The organism is Gryllotalpicola reticulitermitis (assembly GCF_042651345.1).
GTDB lineage: Bacteria > Actinomycetota > Actinomycetes > Actinomycetales > Microbacteriaceae > Gryllotalpicola > Gryllotalpicola reticulitermitis.
In genome coordinates this window covers 70,790-91,938 of record NZ_JBHSCN010000022.1, presented here as the reverse complement: position 1 = coordinate 91,938, position 21,149 = coordinate 70,790, and the positions used below count along the sequence as shown (strand labels likewise).

14 protein-coding genes are annotated in these 21,149 nt (G+C 66.1%); 10 read left to right on the top strand and 4 right to left on the bottom strand.

Annotated features, from left to right (window positions below; translation table 11 throughout):
- Together ACFOYW_RS17840 and ACFOYW_RS17835 are read left to right on the top strand one after the other, a co-directional pair.
- A partial coding sequence (locus ACFOYW_RS17840) for a hypothetical protein (RefSeq protein ID WP_390232201.1) occupies positions 1 to 398 on the top strand: 398 nt, incomplete at its 5' end.
- Positions 399 to 461: 63 nt separating this feature from the next.
- Positions 462 to 890, top strand: coding sequence for a hypothetical protein (locus tag ACFOYW_RS17835; RefSeq protein ID WP_390232199.1), 429 nt, complete (start codon positions 462 to 464; stop codon positions 888 to 890).
- A 758-nt stretch (positions 891 to 1,648) separates the two neighbouring features.
- On the opposite strand, the gene ACFOYW_RS17830 is transcribed toward ACFOYW_RS17835, so the two are convergent.
- From ACFOYW_RS17830 to ACFOYW_RS17815, 4 genes are all read right to left on the bottom strand, one after another.
- Entirely contained in the window at positions 1,649 to 1,777 is a 129-nt protein-coding gene (locus ACFOYW_RS17830; protein WP_390232196.1) for a SapB/AmfS family lanthipeptide, read from the bottom strand.
- Positions 1,743 to 4,448, bottom strand: a complete 2,706-nt coding sequence (lanKC, locus tag ACFOYW_RS17825) for a class III lanthionine synthetase LanKC (RefSeq protein WP_390232193.1) — start codon at positions 4,446 to 4,448, stop codon at positions 1,743 to 1,745. Before lanKC ends, ACFOYW_RS17830 begins: the two co-directional genes overlap by 35 nt.
- Before the next feature lie 124 nt (positions 4,449 to 4,572).
- Positions 4,573 to 5,271 (bottom strand): response regulator, encoded by a 699-nt coding sequence (locus ACFOYW_RS17820; RefSeq protein WP_390232190.1) that lies wholly within the window; start codon positions 5,269 to 5,271, stop codon positions 4,573 to 4,575.
- Positions 5,259 to 6,509: a sensor histidine kinase gene (locus ACFOYW_RS17815; RefSeq protein ID WP_390232187.1), complete on the bottom strand. Its 1,251-nt coding sequence runs from the start codon at positions 6,507 to 6,509 to the stop codon at positions 5,259 to 5,261. Before ACFOYW_RS17815 ends, ACFOYW_RS17820 begins: the two co-directional genes overlap by 13 nt.
- Before the next feature lie 90 nt (positions 6,510 to 6,599).
- On the opposite strand from ACFOYW_RS17815, the gene ACFOYW_RS17810 reads away from it, so the two are divergent.
- The 8 genes from ACFOYW_RS17810 (at position 6,600) to ACFOYW_RS17775 (ending at position 20,995) form a co-directional block, all read left to right on the top strand.
- A complete protein-coding gene (locus ACFOYW_RS17810) occupies positions 6,600 to 7,184 on the top strand; it encodes a TetR family transcriptional regulator (protein ID WP_390232184.1) in 585 nt (194 codons plus the stop codon).
- A gap of 802 nt (positions 7,185 to 7,986) precedes the next feature.
- On the top strand, positions 7,987 to 9,441 hold the full coding sequence (locus ACFOYW_RS17805; RefSeq protein WP_390232181.1) for a hypothetical protein: 1,455 nt from the start codon (positions 7,987 to 7,989) through the stop codon (positions 9,439 to 9,441).
- Between the two features lie 202 nt (positions 9,442 to 9,643).
- Positions 9,644 to 12,067, top strand: a complete 2,424-nt coding sequence (locus ACFOYW_RS17800; protein ID WP_390232179.1) for a cell wall-binding repeat-containing protein — start codon at positions 9,644 to 9,646, stop codon at positions 12,065 to 12,067.
- A gap of 167 nt (positions 12,068 to 12,234) precedes the next feature.
- Positions 12,235 to 15,801, top strand: a complete 3,567-nt coding sequence (locus ACFOYW_RS17795) for a hypothetical protein (RefSeq protein WP_390232176.1) — start codon at positions 12,235 to 12,237, stop codon at positions 15,799 to 15,801.
- Positions 15,798 to 16,823 carry a phosphate ABC transporter permease subunit PstC gene (gene pstC / locus ACFOYW_RS17790; RefSeq protein WP_390232173.1) on the top strand — a complete coding sequence of 342 codons (1,026 nt, stop codon included), beginning with the start codon at positions 15,798 to 15,800 and terminating at the stop codon, positions 16,821 to 16,823. The genes ACFOYW_RS17795 and pstC overlap by 4 nt, the downstream gene beginning before the upstream one ends.
- Before the next feature lie 97 nt (positions 16,824 to 16,920).
- Positions 16,921 to 18,285: a PstA family ABC transporter permease gene (locus tag ACFOYW_RS17785; protein ID WP_390232170.1), complete on the top strand. Its 1,365-nt coding sequence runs from the start codon at positions 16,921 to 16,923 to the stop codon at positions 18,283 to 18,285.
- Entirely contained in the window at positions 18,282 to 20,048 is a 1,767-nt protein-coding gene (locus ACFOYW_RS17780; RefSeq protein WP_390232167.1) for a substrate-binding domain-containing protein, read from the top strand. The genes ACFOYW_RS17785 and ACFOYW_RS17780 overlap by 4 nt, the downstream gene beginning before the upstream one ends.
- 59 nt (positions 20,049 to 20,107) lie before the next feature.
- Positions 20,108 to 20,995 carry a hypothetical protein gene (locus ACFOYW_RS17775; protein ID WP_390232164.1) on the top strand — a complete coding sequence of 296 codons (888 nt, stop codon included), beginning with the start codon at positions 20,108 to 20,110 and terminating at the stop codon, positions 20,993 to 20,995.
- Positions 20,996 to 21,149 lie beyond the last annotated feature (154 nt).

Here is a 21,149-nt window from a genome sequence, read left to right as displayed (position 1 = left end):
CGATGATCTCCCCGGTCACAGGATCGATCATCTCGGTCGTGTCCATCACGGCCTGTTCCTTCCAGTCAGGCCACCCCAGAAACACCGGAAATCAGACAGTCCCGCTAGCGGATGAATTAGCGTGGCTGACGGAACTTGCCCCCTTTGAGATCGTGGCCGGAGCTATCGGGACGGCTGTAGCCATTGCGACTTGCATCGGCTTCGGTTGGGGCTGGGGATGCGGTATGTCGATATTCTGGGCAGTTATCGGCGTTCTAGGGCCGCTTGCCGAGCTCCCGGCGCTTGAGCACTCGAGACGCTTTCCGGCGAGCGCGCTTCGATTTATCAACCGATATGGGGGCTTTCCGGCATTCTTAGCGGACACCAAGGATAAGGTCGAAGAGATCTTTGGGATCTAGATTGGGCGGATTATGCGACTGTACGACGGTTTGCTTCCGGGGTGGTCGTCGTATAGGTGGAGCATGTTTGCGCTGAATTCCGTGACGGTGACGGTGCTCAGCCTTGTTGTCACGTTCGTCTTCATCTTCATTCATCTAACTCCGTTGGTTGTTGTTTTCGGCATCGTGACGCTGATCGCGATGTGGGGAATCATCGCTGGTTTTGTCATGGCAAGGCGCAAGCAAGGCCGCGAGGCACGCGCCGGTTACTGTTCGACGATGGCCAGTGCCGACGAGATCGCGCCACGGGTGGTGCAAGTGGATCCCTACACCGGCGTGGTTATTCGCGAACCCGGGGCGGCGCCGATTGCCGATAACGACAAGTGGGTTGCTGCGCGCAAGCTGGCGGTCGCGTGGGTGGCGGAGCAACTTGCGGCAGGGCGAACGCTGGCGTTGCCGCAGGGTTGGCCTGACATAACGAAGGCTCCGTCGCGCAAGGTCAAATCGGGTTAGCTTCTCCTTATTTGTAGACGTTTATGTCCATCTCTTCGAACTGGCGCGACGTTAGAGGGATCGACGTGGATCGCAGGGGGGAACTGTTGCCCGGATGGGCAGACTGGCGCTGGTCCAGGTTCGTGTTCGGCCAGTTCGGTTCCTTGCAGTAACGGGCGTAGGGGCGCTTATCGCCTCGGGACGCGGCTGGGATTCGGTCTCGGCGACCATGGTGAGGGCGCCCCCGCAACCCCTGATCATCCGGCGCGACCCCGGCCGGTCGCCGTCTTGTGTGCACAAGCCCACCCATATGTCTCGATGACGGTCTGAAGTTCGCCCTCACGGAAGAGCGGTCTCGATGCGCTGCGTCGGGGTTCCATTCGCTGGGAATCGCTGACGAGCTGGGCCGATACCAATGGCTGGTGGACCAACTCGCGTTCATCACAGAGCCTCCACTGCTCGGATCTATCGCGGCGCTGATCGGTACAGCAGTGAGCGTGTCGTAGTGCTACGGCTAGGGCTATAACTGGGGATGGGCTTGCGCGGAGTCGATCCTCTGGGCGATCCTCGGTGCACTAGGGCCTCGCTCTGAATTGTCAGCGATCAGAAATACATAGGCCTTTTCCTCGAACGCTCCATCCAGAGTTCCCTCACACTCGGCTCCGCCGAGTATGCGCGGCTTACGGTCCAGCCGCCAAGAGGGGTATCGGTGCAATCCCGCGCAGCACAGAGGGTCGGAGCTTCAGACGAACTCCGACCCTCTGTGTCGTGATGCGGTCTCAGCACAGACCGGCAGAGGCGCTGCTGACACACAGGCTCTGGCTGAACGCGCTGATTGTGCGCGCGCCGTCAGCGGCGGTGGCGTCACGTGCCTCAAGCGTCTGCAGGCTCAGAAGGAAGGCGGTCATCGTTGATTCTCACCTCCTTCGCGGGCGTAGGCATCGGGGGCTTGATTGCCGTTTGCGGCAAGATTAGGGGCAGAAGATTGTGCCACTCGTCGCCCTCGTCGTCGATGAGCAGGAGCGTGTAGGCCTGTAGCGCGGTGAGAACACCGGTCGAGCCGGTCGCGAGATCCATCGACAGGCGGATGAGGCCGCTTCCGGGAAAGGCGACTCCGGTCGCGTGCCGCACCGCGTGCAAGCGAAGCGCGTCGACGTGGGCGGCGAGGGCGCTCTCAGAGTCGCTTCCGGCCACGCCCATGCGGATCAAGGCGATCAGTGTATGGATGATGCCGGCCCGTCCATCGAACAGCCCGGGCTCGATGGTGAACCGGGGGTGAAGCGCGCGCTCGAGGCCGGCGAGCGGCCGAAGATAGCGGGCCGGGTTCGCGACGTGCGGCAGCAGCTGCGCGGTCACGAGCGCGAGCCCGGCGGAGCCGGTGGCCAGATACGGCATCAGACGCCAGCCCTCGTCCATCTGCAGGCTGCCGTCGTCCGCCTGCGCGCACCGGTCGAGATCCATGCGCAGGGTGTTCTCCGCGAGAGCAAGGTGGGCTCGGTCGCCGGTGCGCTCGTACAGTCGCAGTGCGAACAGGGCGATGCCGGTCGGTCCCCACATCAGCCCGCGGTCTGGGCGGCCGGGACCGCTTAGCTGGGGGGAGCCGACCGCGATCCGGCGGGTGAGTTCCGCCGCGATGTGCGCAGCCCATCCGAGCAGGTCTTCATCCGGCTCGCTCAGCATCCAGAGCCCGAGGCCCGCTAGGCCGGAGTAGAGACCTGAGGAGAAGGCAGCTGAGTCGACGCTGACGCCGCGCGTCAAGCGGTCCATGATGCGTTCCCGGGTCCGGCTGGCCGCAGCGGTCGCGCCCAGGCGCCGCTGCGCCCATGCCACGCCGGCGAGGCCATTGAACAGGCCAAGGTGGCGGTCGGCATCCGGCGCCGCGGCGGCGGCGTGCAGCCAATCCGATGCCTGAGCGGGCGATTCGAGCTGCGCGGCGTCGAGGGCGTGGAGGACGCCGGCCGCGCCGTGCGCGAGCGAGTAGCCGTTCTCGCCGAACTGCCGGATGTCTCCCGGGTAGCACCGGTCGGCGCGGGAGAAGTCCGCACTGGCGTTGACGGAGCAGGCGATGAGGAATTGCAGCCGGGTGAGGCCGTCCTCGTCGCGTGCCGCCCATTCGGCGATCGCGCGATCGGCGGCGCGTGCCAGGCTGCTGACCGGCTCCTGCGGGGTGCGAGGCGGGACGAGCTGAGCGCGGATGCTGGCCACGTACTCGTCCGGCAGCGCGTACATTTCCGCGGCGGCCTCGATGAGTTGCTCGGCCTTGTGCGAGTCCAGCGGGAGTATCGGTGTCAGCGGCATGAAGAGAAAGAGCTTGATGCACGCGAGAGAGTAGAGGTCGACGTCCGCTCCGACGAGGTCGGCGGGCGCCGCGAAGCCGGGGGCAGCCACCATCGCGGATTCGCCGGAAGAGGACGGCCCGGCCATCTCGAAGTCGATCAGGCGGACGTGGCTCGTCGGTGTGATCAACACATTGCCCGGATGCAAATCACCGTGGCGGATGCCGGCAGCATGAAGCCGCGCGACGGCGCGCTCGATCTGGTCGGCGATCTCCAGGGCCCAGGCCCGATAGTCCAGGTAGTCCACGACCCCGCGATCGGCCCGCACCATCGGGCTGCGCTGCACCAGCGCCTTGCTGAGCGGGATCCCGTCGATGTCCTCCAGCACGAGGAAGCGATGCCCGTCGGCGTCAAACGCGTCGACGATGCCCACGAACGTCGGATCGTCGCCCAGCCGTCGGAGTATCTCCTCTTCATTACGGGTGCGACCGACGGCGTCCCTCCCATCAGGAGTCAGCCCAGCGAAAGGACGCGCCTCCTTGAGGATCACCGACCTGCCGGCGCTCGAACGGGCACGGTAGATCCCGCCACCGTTGGAGAACTGCAGCGCCTCCGTCACCTGATAGGGAAAGCCCTCCGGCGCGGCGCCGTCGCCGAGGCTCGCGCGCTGCGCGGCGAGGAAGTCGGGCAGGTCGAGCCAGGAGGGCGGGGTGAAGGCGGCGTCGCGCGCGTCGGGTACCGCGTTCCCGTGGGGGTCCCGGATAGCGGGAAGGCGTTCGCCATCTGAGCCGTGGGTTTCGATCAGACGGAATGCGCCGTAGCGGACGTAGAGAGGCCCGTGATTCCAGCGCAGGTCGCTCAGGATATAGGGGCCAGCCATGCCGCCGACGCGCCGTTCGAGCTCGGCCAGGGCGGCGCGCAGCTCCTCCTCGTCCAGCGGGTAGAGCGTGATGAACTTCCCGGCGCTGCCGCGATCAGTCTGCTTGTCGTTGCGTTGGCGGAACTCGGCTTCGCCGGGGACGAATTTAAAGGTGAGGGAGCTGTCTGCGGCGTAGGCGGCGACGAGGTTGAGGATCGATTGGGCATTGTCACGGGTGGCAGAGACATGGATCTTCCAGCCCTGCTCGACCGACATGGGGCGGCGATGGTACTGGGTCCAGCCGCGGATGTCGGTGCGCTGCCACCCGCGCCAGTCGAGCGAATGTGGCACGCGGTAGCGGGTAGTTGGTGTCGCTGTTCCTAGGGGAGCGACGTCGTAGAAGCGCCTGTCGGCAGCGACGAAGTCGAGGTAGCGAGAGTGCATGGAGGTCTCCTGGCGATCGAGTACGCCGGCTCCGGTGTCGGCTCGCGGTACTCAGTCTGAGGAGATGTCAGAAAACGCGCTTGTAACAGATGGCACGGTGACAAACGTCACTAGACAGATGTCCTCACCTGTCCATGCCGGAGCGGAACGCCCACACCACGACCTGCGTGCGCGTCTGCAGGCCGAGCTTCGTCATCACTCGGCTGAGGTGGTTCCGCACGGTGCCGACGTCCAGGTGCAGCCGCTTCGCGATCTCGCTGTTGTTCAGCCCTTCGCTGAGCGCCCGGACGATGTCGGCCTCGCGCGGGGTGAGCACCGTCAGCATCATGGCGGCCGCGCCGGCATCGACCGCCTTAACGGCACCCGCAGGCGCCGCGCCGTGCCGTGGGCCGCGACGTGCGAACTCCGCGATGACGCGGCGCGTCACGCTCGGCGAGACGAGCCCGTCGCCCGAGGCTGCGACGCGGATCGCAGCGATGATGTCGGCAACCGGCGCGTCCTTGAGCAGGAAGCCCGCGGCCCCTGCCTCGAGCGCGCCGAACACGTAGTCATCCGTGTCGTAGGTCGTCAAGACGACGACCGGCACCGGTCCAGGGGCGCCTGGTCGGCTGAGTGTGCGCGTGGCCGTCAGGCCGTCGCCGTCAGGCATCCGCACATCCATGAGAACGACGTCGGGATGGAGCCGTCCCGCCGCGTCGATGGCCTCGTTGCCAGAAGCCGCCTCGCCCACGACGCGCAGGCCGTCGGCGTTGTCGATCAGAACTCGAAGGCCTTGGCGCACGAGCGGCTGGTCGTCGACGATCAGAACCGTCACGCGGTCCATGCGGGCGATCTCCTCGAGATCGGAATCGTCGCCTGCGTCATCCAGCCGCCGTCGCTGGTCGGCCCGCTCTCGAACTCGCCGCCGAGCAGCGCCGCGCGCTCACGCATGCCGAGGACGCCGAAGCCCCCGCCTGTGGATCCCAGGGGGTCCGCGCCGATCGGCGCGGAGTTGCGCACCTCGACATGCAGCTCGGACGGCTGCCGGACCACCGCGATCGCGACCCCGGCGCCCGGCGCATGCTTGCGGGCGTTCGACAGCGACTCCTGGATGATGCGGAAGCACGCCAGCGAGGTGGCGGGGCTGAGGTCCTCGAGATCACCGTGCACCTGCACCTCGATGAGCGGATTGGTCGCACGGACATCCTGAATCAGCTCGGGGAGGCGCGCGAAGTGCGCCGAGCCCGCCACGTCGTCGTCCGCATCGGTCCGCAGCACGCCGACCACCTCGCGCAGGCTCTGAATCGCGCGCTCGCCCTCGCGCTCGACGGTCGCGAGCAGCGTCGAGCTCAGCGCGGGATCGCGTGGGAGGACCTCCCTGGCAGCCCGAACCTGCAAAAGGATCCCGGACAGGTGGTGCGTCGCGACGTCGTGGAGTTCGCGGGCCATCCGGTTGCGCTCCGCGACGACCGCGGCAGCCAACAGCGCCGCCTGCTCGCGCTCGATCGCGACGGCATACTCATTGGCCAACCGCGCGCTGCGCTGGTGCGATCCGACGAGGAGGCCCGCGGGCACCGCGATCGCATAGCTCACGACCGTGATGATCACCCGGGCGATGACGAGGTACGCATTGATGGGGACACCGAGATGGGCCGACACGAACAGCTGAGCCGCGAGATCCACGGCGGCTGCGGCGACCAGCGTCGGCAACCACGCCGTCATCCCGGTACGAGCAACGAGGTTGTATACCGCGAAGAGCAGAGGGACACCCATGATGATGTCGCGATCGCCCGTCAGAAGGGTGCCGCCGATCATGAGGATGACGACCGCAGCCAGCAACGGCACCGGGAAGGAGCGGCGCCAGATCGTGCAGATGGCCTGGGCGACCAGCAGGCCCGTCGTGCCCCACACCTGCAGCGGCGTGAACGTGGCGGTCGTCGCGATCGCGAAGAAGAAGTGGGTGCCGAAGGCCACCTTCAGCAGGAAGTACCCGACGCCAGCAGCTCCGACCACACTCACCCAGGCGACGTTGCTCAGGTCTCGCACGGTGCCGGCTTGCGCCGCATCCACTGACGAGCTCATGAGCGAACAGTAACCGGCCAACATGACGCCGCCGCGCGCAGTGACATTCGGCATGGGCCGAATGTCATAGCCTCGTCGTGGAGGGAACCCGTGCCCACACGACGCGAGCAAGCCGAGCGTACTCAGAGCCAGATCTTGGACGTCGCCGCGGCCGAATTCGCCCGCAACGGCTATGCCGGAACGACGCTGCTCGAGATCACGACGAAGGCCGGCATCAGCCGCGGCGGGATGTTCCACCACTTCGAAAGCAAACGCGCGATCGCCGAGCGTCTTCGCGAATCGGAAGGCCGCCGCTGGGACGAACTGCTCGATGTCAGCACGCAGAATGCTGCCCGCGGGCTCCCTGCTGTGCGCGCCGCCGCGCACCACATCGTCGACGTGCTCGAAGCGAATGTGCGCGCACGGGCGCTCCTGCGGATCATCGACGAGGTCGACGACGGATCGCCGACGCCGTTCACGATCTGGCGCGGCGTATTCGAGCGTCTGATCCAGCAGGGCATCGCAGACGGGCAGGTGCCCGATTCGATCAGTGCCAGCGATGCAGCGTCCATCCTGACCGAGTGCGTCTGGGCCGCCGTGTTCATCCCCGAGGCCGGGGCCACGGGCACGACCCCTCGCGCGCGCATCGGGCGGGCCCTCGCGCTCTTCGAGGTCGGCGTCGCAACCCGGGCGTAGGCATTATGTGCCGTCGTCGCCGGACGAAGTACCGGTGAATGCTAATCGGCACTCGCCGGCGACATAAAACGTCACATCCTGGGGGGATGCCCAAAAAAGTGGCAGAACTTTTCCCGTTCACCAGCGTCGACCGCGGTGATTCGGCGTGGCGAAGCCCGCGGGCGAGTTGCCCGAAGCGACTCGCTGACAGTAAAAAATACCAACTGATCAGGAGACTCGGCCCTCTACCGGGTGTGTCGTTCTGGCGGATACGGGCGATCGTGGCACCGCAGCGAGGCGTGGATGCGGCGATCCGCGCTGGGGCAAGCGCGAACTATGCGACAGCCGCGCGGCTCCCGCAAGCTGACCGCCATCGCGTCGCCGAACGTTCATCTTGGACTCGGGACCGAACCGGATTTCACCGGCATATGTGATTGCCAACGCGTTGAAGATCATGCAATCTGGCGTCATCCCCACCGACATCCACGCGAAACAGGACGGCGGCGCGGGTACGTGCACCAGATCGAAGTCGTCCGCGACGGTGGTATGCGCCGGATCGGAAACGAAGCCGCTTACGCGAGTTACACCCCCTGAGCCCGCTTAAGCGCACAAGCCCGTAAGACGCGCGAACGTCTTACGGGCCCGCCGCACCGAAGTGACCAATGCCGATCCCGTAGGTACCGGGATCGGAATCTCACTGCGGAACGAGAACGCACCGGCGCCAGCCGGTGCATTCGAGCAGCCTAGGCCATCGGTCGGGCCGCGCCTGCAAGGCACAAACCCGTTCGCGCACCAGCGCGAACATTTTGAGAAGGATCTGAAATTGAACCTCTCCACCAAACAGCGCAAGCTGCAGAACCGCACCAGCATCGCCCGTCGCGCCGCGTTCATCGCGGCCGCAGGCGCTGTCGCCCTGACCGCCGCGATCAGCACCTCGGCTGCGTTCGCTGACCCGTCCGGGGTCACCGGTGGCCCCGGCGCAACCCCGCCCACGTCGACCACCACTGGCACGAAGACGATCAACGCGTACGGATCGAACACCGACCAGAACGTCTACGACGTGTTCACCGGCGGCACCAACGGCAGCCACTTCAGCTACTCTCCGGACTCCTTCGGTTCGACCGTCGCTTCGTGGGACGCGACGAACCCGGTCAATAACGGCCTCAACGATGTGATCAAGCCGTTCAGCACCGCGACCGACACGTTCCAGCGTCCTGATGGCTCCGGCGATGGCCGCAACGCCCTGAGCGCGGCGAACAACACCGCGGCGGGCAAGAACACGTGGGTCTCCTCCGACTCCGGAGCGACCAACACGCTGAGCGGAACTGCCACCGTCAAGCAGGAGGAGGTCACGTTCGCCCGCTCCTCCAGCCTGCCGGGCAGCGCCACCACCGCGTCGACCGGCGCCCAGCTGAAGTACATTCCGCAGGCGAAGGATGCCGTCGGCCTGGCTGAGCAGAAGGTGGGCAGCGCTACCGCGATCACCAACTTCACCGACACTGAGCTCAAGGCGATTTACACCGACACGGTCGCTGGCCAGGACCAGTCCGCCCCCGGCCTTGACGGCAACAACTGGAACGTTGGTGACATCTACATCGCCTCCAACGGCGCCATCCCGGTGTACATCACCACCGCACAGGACACTGCGACGCCGACTGGTACCTCGGTCATCGGTGCCGTCCCGCAGGCAAGCTCCGGCACGCGCAGCTTCTTCCTGTCAGCGATCAACGTCGCCACGCTCGGCAGCGGTGGTGTCGCCAACGAGACCGGCAGCACCCACGCAGTCGAGGAGAACGACGTCCGCGCCGTCAGCGTCGCCAGCAATCTGACCGGTGGCGGCGTCAGCTCGCTGCCGTCGTCCTACGACGCGATCGTGCCGTTCTCCGGTGCGTCTGCGATCGAGCAGGCCGACTCCGCGAACACCGGCGTTACCAACACCGGTGTGACCGGTTCCGGCGTGTCCTTCCCGCAGGTCGATAGCAAGACCGTCTGGAACGGACTCACCGGCAGCTCGGCGGGTGTCGGCACCGCGCAGAGCGGCGCCCCGGCACGTCCTGGCACCTCGGTGGTCGGTAACTTCGCCCGCTTCGTTTTCGCGGTCGTCCCGGCCAGCGACTCCAACACCTCTTCGCTTGTGACCTGGCTCGACACCACCCTCGAGTCCACCACCGGCACGGTGTCGGCGCACACGATCTGGACCGACTACGGCTTCGTGCCGCTGTCGACAACCGACGCCAGCAACACCAGCAACTGGGACTTCTCGCCTTACACGAACTGATCCAACCTTCCGGCCGGTGGCGGCAAACCCCGCCACCGGCCATCCCATGTCCTTGGGACCGATCGTGCCGCACGAGCGGAGCGATCGGTGCAGCCCTCCCCTTCCATTGACTCGAAATCCCGAACGCTGACCATCCCCGGAGGCCGGGCGCCTGCAACAACTACAGGTGGCCGCCTGAACCACAGAAGGAACACACCACCTCATGCCACGCCCACTCCGCGCCATCGGACCGCTGGCCGCGCTGCTCACCACAGTGACTGCAGTCGGCCTCGTGCTCACCGGCACCGGTGCTGCGAACGCCGATGCCGCCCCTGCGATCGCCCTCTCACCAGGCTCCGGATCAGCCACAACGCCTCCTACCGTCAGCGGATCGCTCGCTAACGACTGCCCCGCGTCGAGCGATGCCGTCACGTTCTTCTTCGTCGCTCCCGGTGCCACCGGCGCGACACCCGACACCCTGGCAGCCGGATACGCGCACGCGGTGGGAAGCGGCGGAACGCAGGCTCCCGCGAACACCTACTTCTGGACCTCGACGAGCCTTGCCGGAGTGGGGGCGACTCAATCGGCCACGCTGCCGTTCGGATCGCTGTACAACATGAACCCCCTCACGCCACTGAAGGATGGACTTGCGAGCCTCGCCTCGATTGCAACCGGCGATTGGACGGTGATCGGGTACTGCGAAGACAACGGCGCAACCGAGGCGCCCGATGAATCGACTGGATCTGCGGTCTCAGCCAGCACGACGTTGACGATCACCGACGCGGCTGGCGACTGGACCTCGAGCACCACGGCCCCTGCGGGCCCCGTGTCCACGACCACCACACTTACCGGCAAGTCTGGATCGACTCTCGGAAGCGTCGACCTCAGCGCCGCCGTGACGGCTGCCGACACAGCGGGCGACGATGCCGTCGGAACCGTGAACTTCTTCGAGAACGGGTCGACGACACCACTGAACCCGGCACCGATCGTCGTCACCAACGGCACGGCGACGTGGTCCGGTGCCGGTGTCGCGGGCGACTACGGCGCTGTGCCATTCGCGGCTGAGTTCACCCCAGCCGATGCCACCGCGTTCTCGCCGTCGACAAGCCCCAACGTGAACGTTGGAGTCACCGAGGCGGACGTGACGATCACCGTTGCCGCGAAAGCGGACCCCAAGGTCGCCACCTCGACAGATGTCACGTATGCGGAAAGCGGTTTGCCGTCGAGCGACACCCAATACGTCTACATCCTGCCGATTGTTGACGGTTCGCCGATTTCAGCAGGGACGGAGACCGGTGCGACGTCCGCTGGCATACCGCTCAGCGGCGGTCACGCGGCATACACCGCGACAGGGCTCAAGGCGGGCATACATAAGTTCTCCGCGGAACTCGTAAATCGCGCAGGTGAGACGAACAGTGCATATGTGGTGTCGGCCAACACGGTAGACGTCACGACAGCGGCCACTTCGAAGTCCTTGACGGCTACCGCGCCGAAGCTCAGCGGTACTGACCGAGTAGGTGCGACCCTCATCGCCACACCGGGCACATCGACACCGTCAGGTGCGACGGCCTCGTACTCCTGGAAGCTGCCGACCGGGGCCGTGATCGGCACCAACCGGACGCTTGTCGTGCCGACGACCGCGTCCGGCAAGAAAGTGACACTGACGGTCACATGGAAGAAGTCCGGTTACACGGGCGTCGCAAAGACTGTCACGGCGAGCATCGCAGCTACGACGAAGCCGGCGGTCAGCACTCTCTACGGTGCCGACCGCTTCGCCACCGCGATCGCCGTCTCTAAGGACACGTTCCCGGTTGCCGGCAGCGCAAAGGTCGTCTTCGTCGCGTCGGGCGAGAACTTCCCGGATGCCCTCTCAGCGGCCCCGGCTGCTGCGAAGCTCGGCGGCCCGCTCCTGTTGACACAGCCGACCTCGCTGCCGTCTGCCGTTGCAGGTGAGATCAAGCGCCTCGGCCCCTCGAAGATCGTCATCGTCGGTGAGACTGCCGCCGTGAGCTCGTCGGTGCAGTCGGCGCTCTCGAGAATCGCGCCAACGACCCGCATCGGTGGCGCCGACCGCTACGCCACATCCCTCGCCATCGCGAAGTACGCGTACGGGACCAAAGCATCGGGCGCGTTCATCGCCACCGGCGCCACGTTCCCCGATGCGTTGAGCGCAGCGGCATACGCCGGCTCGAAGGGCTGGCCAGTGCTGCTCGTCAACGGCACAGCGAAGAGCGCCCCGAGTTCGGTGACGGGCTGGCTTCGAAACGCGAAGGTCTCGAAGGTAGAGATTGCCGGCGGAACGGCTGCCGTCTCGACCGGGGTCGCCAACTCCGTCAAGAGCGCGACCCGACTCACGCCGACGCGACTCGGCGGCGCGGACCGATATGCCACCAGTCAGTTGATCAGTGCACAGTTCAGCGGGGCGGCTGACGCCTATCTTGCGACCGGGCTGACTTTCCCGGACGCACTGACTGGCGCGGCGGCCGCGGCTGACCTGGGCTCTCCGCTCTACGTCATCCCGTCCACGTGCGTCCCTGGCGCTGTCCTGAGCAAGACCACGTCCTGGAAGACCGGCACGATCAAGGCCCTCGGCGGCCCCGCCGCTCTCGCGGAACCGGCCATCGAAGACCTAAGGAAATGCAGCTAAGGCCCCGATGATCACGCCATAGCCCTTCGCGGGGGTCCTCCGGCTGCAACCACGACCGGAAGGCCCCCGCCCCCATTCAGCCATCCCGACAGGATCCCAACCTTGACCTGCCCCGTCGATGACCGGCGGGCGATCGGCGCCCCACAGCGCCGTCTCCGGAGCTCTCAATGACCCCACCCCGCATCAGCCACCGTCTCCTGCGTCCCGAGACGCGTCCGTCGAACGCGCTCCATGCGGCCGCCGGCCTGTTTCTTGTCATTGGCCTCACCGCATTCGCACTCCAGCCGGCGCAAGCTGCCGACAGTAGCGGCTGGGGCGCGCAAGGATCAACCGGGCCTACCGACTCGGCGGTCACCGTGAACTGGCAGAACACCGCAACCGAGACTGACGGCAGTCCGCAACCCGCGGACGACGTGGTACCACGCGACGACTCCCAAGTGCTGCCGTACACCGGCGGCAAGACCTACGCCGATGCGGATCCCAGAGTCTCGTCCGCGATCTCGCGGGTCTTCAAGAACCTGTCTCTGACCGTTGATCAGACTGAGAGCCTCGGCAACCAGACCGTGACGCTCAGCTACACCGGCGTCGGGCAGGGCGGGACGAACGGGACAGCGACAGACGGCCCTCTCCTCGATGTCATGCAGTGCTGGGGCGCCGACGACTCCGACAACCCGGACCCAGCACATTGTGAATCCGGCGTCGGTGGTGTGGACAGCGGCATTGCGTATGGCTTGCCGAGCCGACAGATCGCGCCCGGAAGCCCCGATTCTCAGCTGATTGCGGGCGGTACGCTACCGTATACGCCCGCTCTGACCGTCACCGGGTACATGGACGCATCAGGTACCAGCGCGCATCTCTTCGCCCAAACGGACTCGGGCGGTCAGAATCCGTCGCCCTCCGCCGGGTCGGTCCAGTTCGAAACGGCTTCGGGGCAGAAACTGGGCGCGCCCGTCTCCCTCGTGAACGGTGTCGCGGCCGCGGATGTGGGCGGTCTGGCCAAGGACGCAAGCGTGCAGCTCACCGCGGAGTTCACCCCAGCTGAGGGGCAGAACTACACGCCCTCGACGGCACCCGCGATTGAGCTCCCGCAGCAGAACGCTGTCGGATCGTCTGGAAGCGCGGACGCGTACTCCGGGTCATTGTTCGATTACGTCATCGCCGCAGGAACATTTCGATCGGGCGACAAACTGTCTGCGACCCTCAACGAGTTTGACGGAACTAGTGTAGTCAACGGTCATTCGACCTGGGAGGTCGGAGCTCGCGTCCAGGCGTTCGGGCAATTCACCGCCGCCAGCGACGGTTCCGCGGACCTCTTCGTGCCGATATCTGCCTCGCTGCCGACCGACGGGAGCGGATATCTGGTCATCGTCCGAGATCTCACCCATCCGTCGCTGGCGCCGGCGCTCAGCGCGGCGGCGACCCCGATCCTCGGCGTGTCGAAGTTGACCGCGCCAGCACAGGTCGGCACCACAGACAACGTGGCGCCGCATAACGAGTCCAGCTATGTGCCGTTCGAAGACATTCAGGGCAATCCAGAGCAGGACGGCGCGATCAGCGACTTCACAAACAACACGACGAATGAGATGACCGACTGGGAAGCGCCCTCGACCCCTGACGCGGAAACGTCTCGGAATTTTGATCTGCAGACCACCCTGCAGCAGCCGGGACTCGGCTGCGGCGTCAAGAGTGGAGTCAAGTCGATCGACACCTGTTGGCTCGTCGCGGTTCCCGTAGATCAGAATGTCGCGCCGTTCTCCGACGACGGAGGAGTGCTAGCGCCGTCCGACTGGGGGCAGCGGCTTCAGGTGAAGCTCGGGTTCGCGCCGATCTCGACATCTTGTTCGGCGAACCAGAGCCGTGTGCTGACCGTGGGTGGCGAGCTCATGTCGAGCGCCGTCGCATCGTGGGCGCCGGCACTGTGTTCGCAGGCAAATCTTTCCCTCGGCTATGACTCGGTTGCGGATAGCGTTGCGCGGGAGCAGTACGAGGAAGGCTCTACCAGCATCGTGCTCACCTCCCAGCCTGTGTCGGACAGCGGGGGGGCGAAGACCGTATATGCGCCGGCCGGCGTGGCAGCGGTGACGGTCAGCTTGAACCTGCCCACGCAGACCGGCCAAGTGACCGACCTCAAGCTGTCCGCCCGGCTCGTGGCCAAGCTCGTCACTGAGAGTTACACCGCGGGCATCAATCCAGGAGCCGGGTTCTATGACACTGACGTAGCGACCCAGACCGTCGGGGGCGTCGCGTTGACGGCGTTCGCACCGTGGGCGCCCCGAGCCGAATTCGCTGATCTCTTCGATGATCCAGAATTCCGCGCTCTGAACCCGGGGTTCAACTACACCCTCCCTAGTCATGCGAGCGGAAGCTTTGACGACAGGGGCAGCCTCATCGTGACCTCCACGGCGTCGGATCCTGTCGTCGCGCTGTGGCAATGGATTCTCGCCGACCCCGCTGCGCTGGCCTTCCTCAACGGCTGTCCTGACGATGACTCAGTACTCAACGGCTCTCCGACAGTGATCAACCCGTACTTCTCGACCGAGAGTTACGCGCAGTGTGCGTCCCAGGCAGGCGCGCTGAAAAAGACGGCGCAGGCCGAGATCGCCGAGACGCAGTCGCAGTACCAGAAGTATGCGAGGGCCGACGCGGCCAATCTCGCCAGCTTCAACCCGCCCTCCAGCTTCAGCTATACCTACAACTACAGCCCCGTCACCTACTCGGCCGACGATCCGCAGTTCCCTCTGCCGTCATGGTATGAGCTCCCGCCCGCAGGCGCGCCTAGCGCAAGCCAGTCGCTCGACACGAGTGCCAACATCCACGAAGAAGAACCGTCGCTCGCGCAGGTTGAGGCCGACGTGACCGCCGGCGCCCCGCCATCGCTGGCGCAATGGTGCGACGAGGCCGCCGGGAACACCTCGTGCACTTCTGGGGCGGGAACAAATGGCGAGTGGGCAAAACAGCCTGCGAGTATCTACAACCCGGTGATGGGCCTGACCGACTCGCCGGCTGCCGCACAGTTCCAGACCGTTACCGCAGAGCTGTGTGACGACAATGCCAACTGTGTCGGTGCGAATTCCACGTCGCTGCAGAAGGCCGCGTCCGTTTTTCAGTCGACGTCGACACCAGGGGTGAAAGCAACCCTGACCACACCGGACGAAGCAAACGGCGCGTATCCGTTGACCCTGCCGGTCTACGCGGAGATTAACACCAACTGTCTCGCCACCGCGGACGCCTCCGCGTACGCGAGCTTGCTCAGCTATATTGCCGGCGCGGGGAACACACCTGGTCTCGCGGTCGGCGAGCTGCCGCCAGGCTACGCGCCTCTTTCGTCGAGCATGCTGGCGCAAGACGCGTCCGCGATCGCGACGTTGAAGAAGGCGGCCATCACGCCCTCCTGCGTAACGCCCGCAGGCGCTAGCACGCCAACCGGAGGGGTTCCGGGCGCGAGTAATAAACCACTGCCGAGTCCTGCCGGTTCCGGGGGCGCCCCGCCGCCGTCGGCGCAAGCGCCCGTCCAGCCGCCCACTTTGCCCAGCACCAGCACAGTGCCCGGGGCACCCACAGCCAAGGCCGCGGTCCGGCCCAGCGCAGAGGCGCTGCCCGCGTCGCAATTGACTTCGAGTACGGCAATCGGCTTCCCTGTGTACGGCATCTACGTCGGATTCGGCGGCGCCGTCGCGTTCGCGGCCGCTGCAGCCGTACTCCGAACGCGAAGCCGTAGGGCAGGTGCGCGATGAGTTCGCAGACCGCGATTCCCGACAAGCATGACCTCCCGATGCCTGCCGGCCCGCGTCTCGTCCGGCAGGTGCTCGAGCGCGCTGATCTGTCGTTTCGGGCGGTCACGCGTGCATCTGGAGCCCTCGTCGTCGGGCTCATGGTGCTGGTCGGGGTGTTCCTTACTATCCGCTCGGTTGAGGCGGTGGGCCGCGTCGGCCTCTGGGAATTCCTCACCACCCAGCAATGGTCACCGGCGACGTACCACTTCGGCGTCGCCTCGCTCGTCACCGGTACGGTTCTGATCGCGCTTGTGGCTCTTGTGATTGCGTTCCCCCTCGCGCTCGGCGTCTCGCTGTTCGTGTCCGAGATCGCCAAAGGTTCGCTTCAGCGCGTCCTCGTGTCGATCGTGGACCTCGCCGCCGCAGTTCCGAGTGTCATCTACGGCCTCTGGGGACTCGCGTTCCTCGAGCCGCTGCTGCCGCCTTTCGCTCGCTGGCTGTCGACGTGGTTTGGGTGGATTCCGTTCCTCGCAGTCAGCGGCGCGGACCTGCATAACCCGCTGCCCAATGACTCGCTCTATAAGGCGTCGACGTTCATCGCGGGCCTGGTGGTGGGATTCATGATCGTCCCTGTCATGGTCTCGCTGATGCGCGAGTCCTTCACCCGCGCGCCCATCGGAGAGCGTGAGGGCGCCTACGCGCTGGGCGCGACCCGGTGGGGCGTGATTCGTTCAGTCGTGCTGCCATTCGGGGTCGGAGGGATCATCGGTGGCTCTATGCTGGGGCTCGGCCGAGCGCTTGGCGAGACGATCGCGATCTACCTGATCATCGGCCCGATCTTCCAGATCAACCTTCAGATCTTGCATGTCGGCGGCAACTCGATCGCGGCGAACATCGCGAGCCAATACGGCTCCGCTGGCGGATTCACACTTTCTGCGCTGATGGCCTCCGGGCTCGCGCTGTTTGTGCTGACGATGGCCGTGAACTTCACCGCCTCCGCGATCATCGCCCGGTCGCGCTCAGGTGCAGACAGTGAGGCGTGAGTTGACGAACACCGTTCGCGACGACCGGTTAGAAGCGCATGCGTCACTCGTCCTGGCCGGGGCTATTACGGGCGAGCGGAACCAGCACGTTGATGCCGTGTCATCTCCTCCGTATCGGGGAACCGTGCTGCCACGGCGCGGACTCCCACCGGAGGATGCGATCCCCGAGCCTCAGTCGGTCCAGCTCGGTCTGTCGGGCGAGGATGTGCTCACCGTCGCCGGGGCAGCGGGCGCCGCGATTGCGATCGGGCTGCTCCTGACCACCGTGATCGGCGCGATCCCGCTCGGCTGGACACCTGTCACAAGCTTCATCTGGTTCGTTGCTCTCTACGCCACCCTCGTGTTCCTCAAAGACCGCGGGCCGGCCGTACGGGACAAGTTCTGGACGGTCATACTCTGCTCCGCCGGCGTAGTCGTCGTCGGCACTCTCGCGCTCGTCATCGGTTACGTGGTCGTCGCGGGCTGGCCGGTGTATGCGCGCATCTTCACCTCCAGCTCCACGGATACGCTGCTGGGGCGGTTCCACTGGTTCACGCAGGACATGAAGACCGCGGGGCCTCTCTCCGGGCTCGACAGCGGTGGCGTCGTCTATGCGCTGATTGGGACCCTTGAGCAAATCGGCATCGCGCTGGTCATCACCATCCCCCTGGGACTGACGACGGCGGTGTTCCTCGGCGAGGTCGGTGGGAGGTTCGCACGCTTTGTACGGACGATCACCGAGGCGATGACCGCGCTGCCATCGGTCGTGGCCGGTCTATTCATCTGGTCCACAATTATCCTTCTGTTCACGCATGAGGACAGCGGGTTCGCCGCGGCTCTCGCCCTCACGGTGCTGATGCTCCCGATCACCATTCGTGCCGCCGATGTGGTACTGCGCCTTGTGCCGGGAAACCTGCGTGAGGCCGGCCTGGCGCTCGGGGCGAGCCAGTGGTCGACGGTCTGGAGAGTCGTGCTGCCGACGGTACGCAGCGGGCTGACTACCGCGATCATTCTCGCCACCGCGCACGGGATCGGTGAGACCTCGCCCGTGTTGCTGACCTCAGGCGTCACTGACTTCACGAACGCGAATCCGTTCAGCGGTAACCAGACCTCGCTCCCACTGGCGGCGCTCGAGTTCATCGAACAGCCCGGCAAGACCGCCGCAGCGCGCGGGTTCGCCACTGCGCTGCTCCTCCTCGTCGTCGTGCTGATCCTCTTCGGCGTCGCCCGCGCGACCGCCGGTGCAGAGCCCGGCCAGGCGCGAGGCGGCCGTGCGCGTCGCCTTGCAGCCCAATCGGTGCGCACCCGCGCTCGTATCGCCGCGGCCCCGCGCCGCACCGCACGTGACGCCGCCCGCGCGGACCAGCGGCAGAAAGCGGTCGAGCGCAGACACGCCAGGGCCACCCCGAAGGACCCCGGCGCCGCGCCCGACGGAGCGCTGAGCGAACTGTTCCGACACGACGAGATGGATGACAAGCGATGAAAGCCCCAACCCGACCTCGCATGAAGCGCCTGTTCCTGGCCATCGCAGCGAGCCTCGGCTTTGCGCTTGCCGCGGGCGCCGCAATTCCAGCGAACGCGGCAGCACAGTACGTCACGATCGCCGGAGAAGGTTCATCCTGGGCCGGCCTCGCCTGGAACCAGTGGGAAGTGGACGCCGCGCAGGACGGGGTCACGTTCAACTACACGCCCAACGGCTCCTCCACGGGTCGCGACGATTTTGCCAAGCAGGTCTCCGCAGCGTTCGCCGACAGCGAGATCCCGTTCACCGGTGACGCCGACGACCCGCAGGACGCGGGCACGCCCGACTTCAGCTACGCCATGCTTCCTGTGGTTGCCGGAGGCACCTCGTTCGCATACAACCTGCCGATCGGCGGATCGAGCTTCACGAAGCTGCAACTGAACATGGCGACGATCGCGGGGATCTTCTCTGGAGAGATCACCAAATGGAACGCGCCACCGATCGCCGCCACGAACAAGGGCGTGGCTCTACCGAACCAGCAGATCACAGTCGTCGTCCGTTCCGACGGCTCGGGAGCGACCGCGCAATTCAAGCTGTGGATGCTGCGCCAGTACCCGTCCGACTACAAGCATCTCGCGGTAGAGACGGGGGGCGACCCCACTCACGCATCGTCCTATTACCAAGTGGGATCACTCGGGAAATGCGCTGCAGGCGGCCCGTGCTTCATCGCCCAGTCGGGGTCGGACGGTGTGACGACGTTCACCTCCCATAACCCGTATTCGATCGACTACGACGAATACGCTTACGCTTTGCGCGCGAACATGCCGGTCGCGCGCGTAGAAAACGGCGCGGGCTACTTCACGTTGCCGACGGCTGATGCCGTCGCCGTGGCACTCACTCAAGCGAAGATCAACACAGACAAGAACTCAGTCAACTATCTCTCTCAAGACCTCTCGGATGTATATGGATATAAGGATCCGCGGTCATATCCGATGTCGATGTACACGTACGAGATGATTCCGACTCAGACCACGACGCCACTCGGCAAACCCCAAGGCGCTACCCTTGCGTGGATCTCCACGAACGCCGTCTGCTCCTGGCGGGCGGACATGGGGGCCCTCGGCTATTCACCCCTTCCTATGAATCTGGTCCTCGCGTCCATGCAACAGATTCAGCGGACACCGGGCATCGACGCGGCAACCTCGAAGACCATCTCGACCACTCAGAGCGGTGTCACTTCGGGCGCCTCCAACCCCTGCAACTCACCGACCTTCAAGCCCGGCGACTCGATCACGAGCAACGAGCTGGTGAAAACCGCGCCGTTCCCCGTGACGTGCGACGCGACGTGCCAGGCGCCGTGGAGGGGCAAGGATTCCGACGCCTCCGTGCCGCAGGCCGCCGGTTCCCAGACCGGCACCGGATCGGGCGGGGGCGCTGCCGCCGGGAATAACGCCTCGCCTTCGACTACGGGTGCCGGAGCGGGGACGTCCGGGGGCGGCACGGGTGGCGGCACGGCGCCCAAGACGAACCCGGTAACCGCCGGTACCTCCACGACCGCCGGGGCTCAGACGAGTTGCGACCCGAACACCGGCGTGTGCTCAACAGGCTCGACCAACGACACCGCGAACGCCGCCGACGTCAAAGCCGTGCCTACCGTCATCGCCGAGGCCTCGGGGCCGTCCGCGCCGCTCGCGCTCCTCCTGATCGCGGCCCTCGTTGCGCTGCTTCTTATCGGGCCGCCGATCGTCAGTGCGATCAGCGCCCGCAGCCGGAGCCGCGGATGACGGCCGTCGCCGGCCCGCGCGACTGGTCGCCGCCGCCGGTCGAACAATCGGAGCAACCGATGGCCCGGCCGCAGGGCACCGCCGCGACGTCCGCCGGCGCAATCCGCGATCGCGGATACGCGATGGTGCTCGGCATCGCCGCGACCATCCTGCTCGTTCTCCTCGGCAACCTCGTGCTCATCTCGCCCGTCGTCGAGTTCTTCTCTCAGCACAGCCTCTACCAGCAGCTGCGCCTCACCCTCGCCGAGGGTGCCACGCCGGTCGCGGCCGTGGACAAGCACAACCACCTGGTGGAAGCTGGCACACCGGTGGCGGTGATGAGTGCCCCCGGCATCGGCCTCGGGCGCACCGTCATCGTCCAAGGCACCGACGCCGCGCAGACCATGGAAGGCATCGGTCACCTGCGCGACACCGTGATGCCCTGTCAGGCCGGCTCTTCCGTTCTCATGGCGAGGTCCGGCTCCTACGGCGCCATCGGCGCGAAGTGGGCGAAGCTCGCCCCCGGTGACGAATTCACGATGACCATGGGCCAAGGCACATGCATTTATCGAGTTCTCGATCAACGCCTCGCCGGGCAGGCCGCCCCCGCACCGCCCAGCGGCAGCCAAGGCAACCTCGTGCTCACCACCGCTCTCGGCCGTCCGTTCGCCCCGTCCGGCATCCTGCGGGTCGACGCGACGCTCGTCACCTCGTCCTACCCGGCCTCCGCCTCGGTGTTCCCGGCCACGAGCCTGCCCGCGCAGGAGAACGCGATGGCCACCGACACCACCCAACTGTGGCCGCTGGTGTTCCTGCTGCAGCTCGTGGTGGCCTCCGTGCTCGTAGGCGTATGGATGTGGCGCCGCTGGGGCCGCTGGCAGAGCTGGCTCGTGGCCGGCTCCGTGCTCACAGCATCTGCTCTCGCCGCGGCGGCGAACATCGACCTGCTGCTGCCGAACCTGATGTGACCTGATCGACAGAACCCGAAAGACCCGACACTGATGAGCTTCCTCCCCACCCGGCGCGGTCGCCGCGCCAGCGACTCTGACACTGTTGTGCTCCCTACGCATGCCGACGAGCCGAGCGACTCCGCCCCCGCATCCGTCGACCGTGACGCCCCGG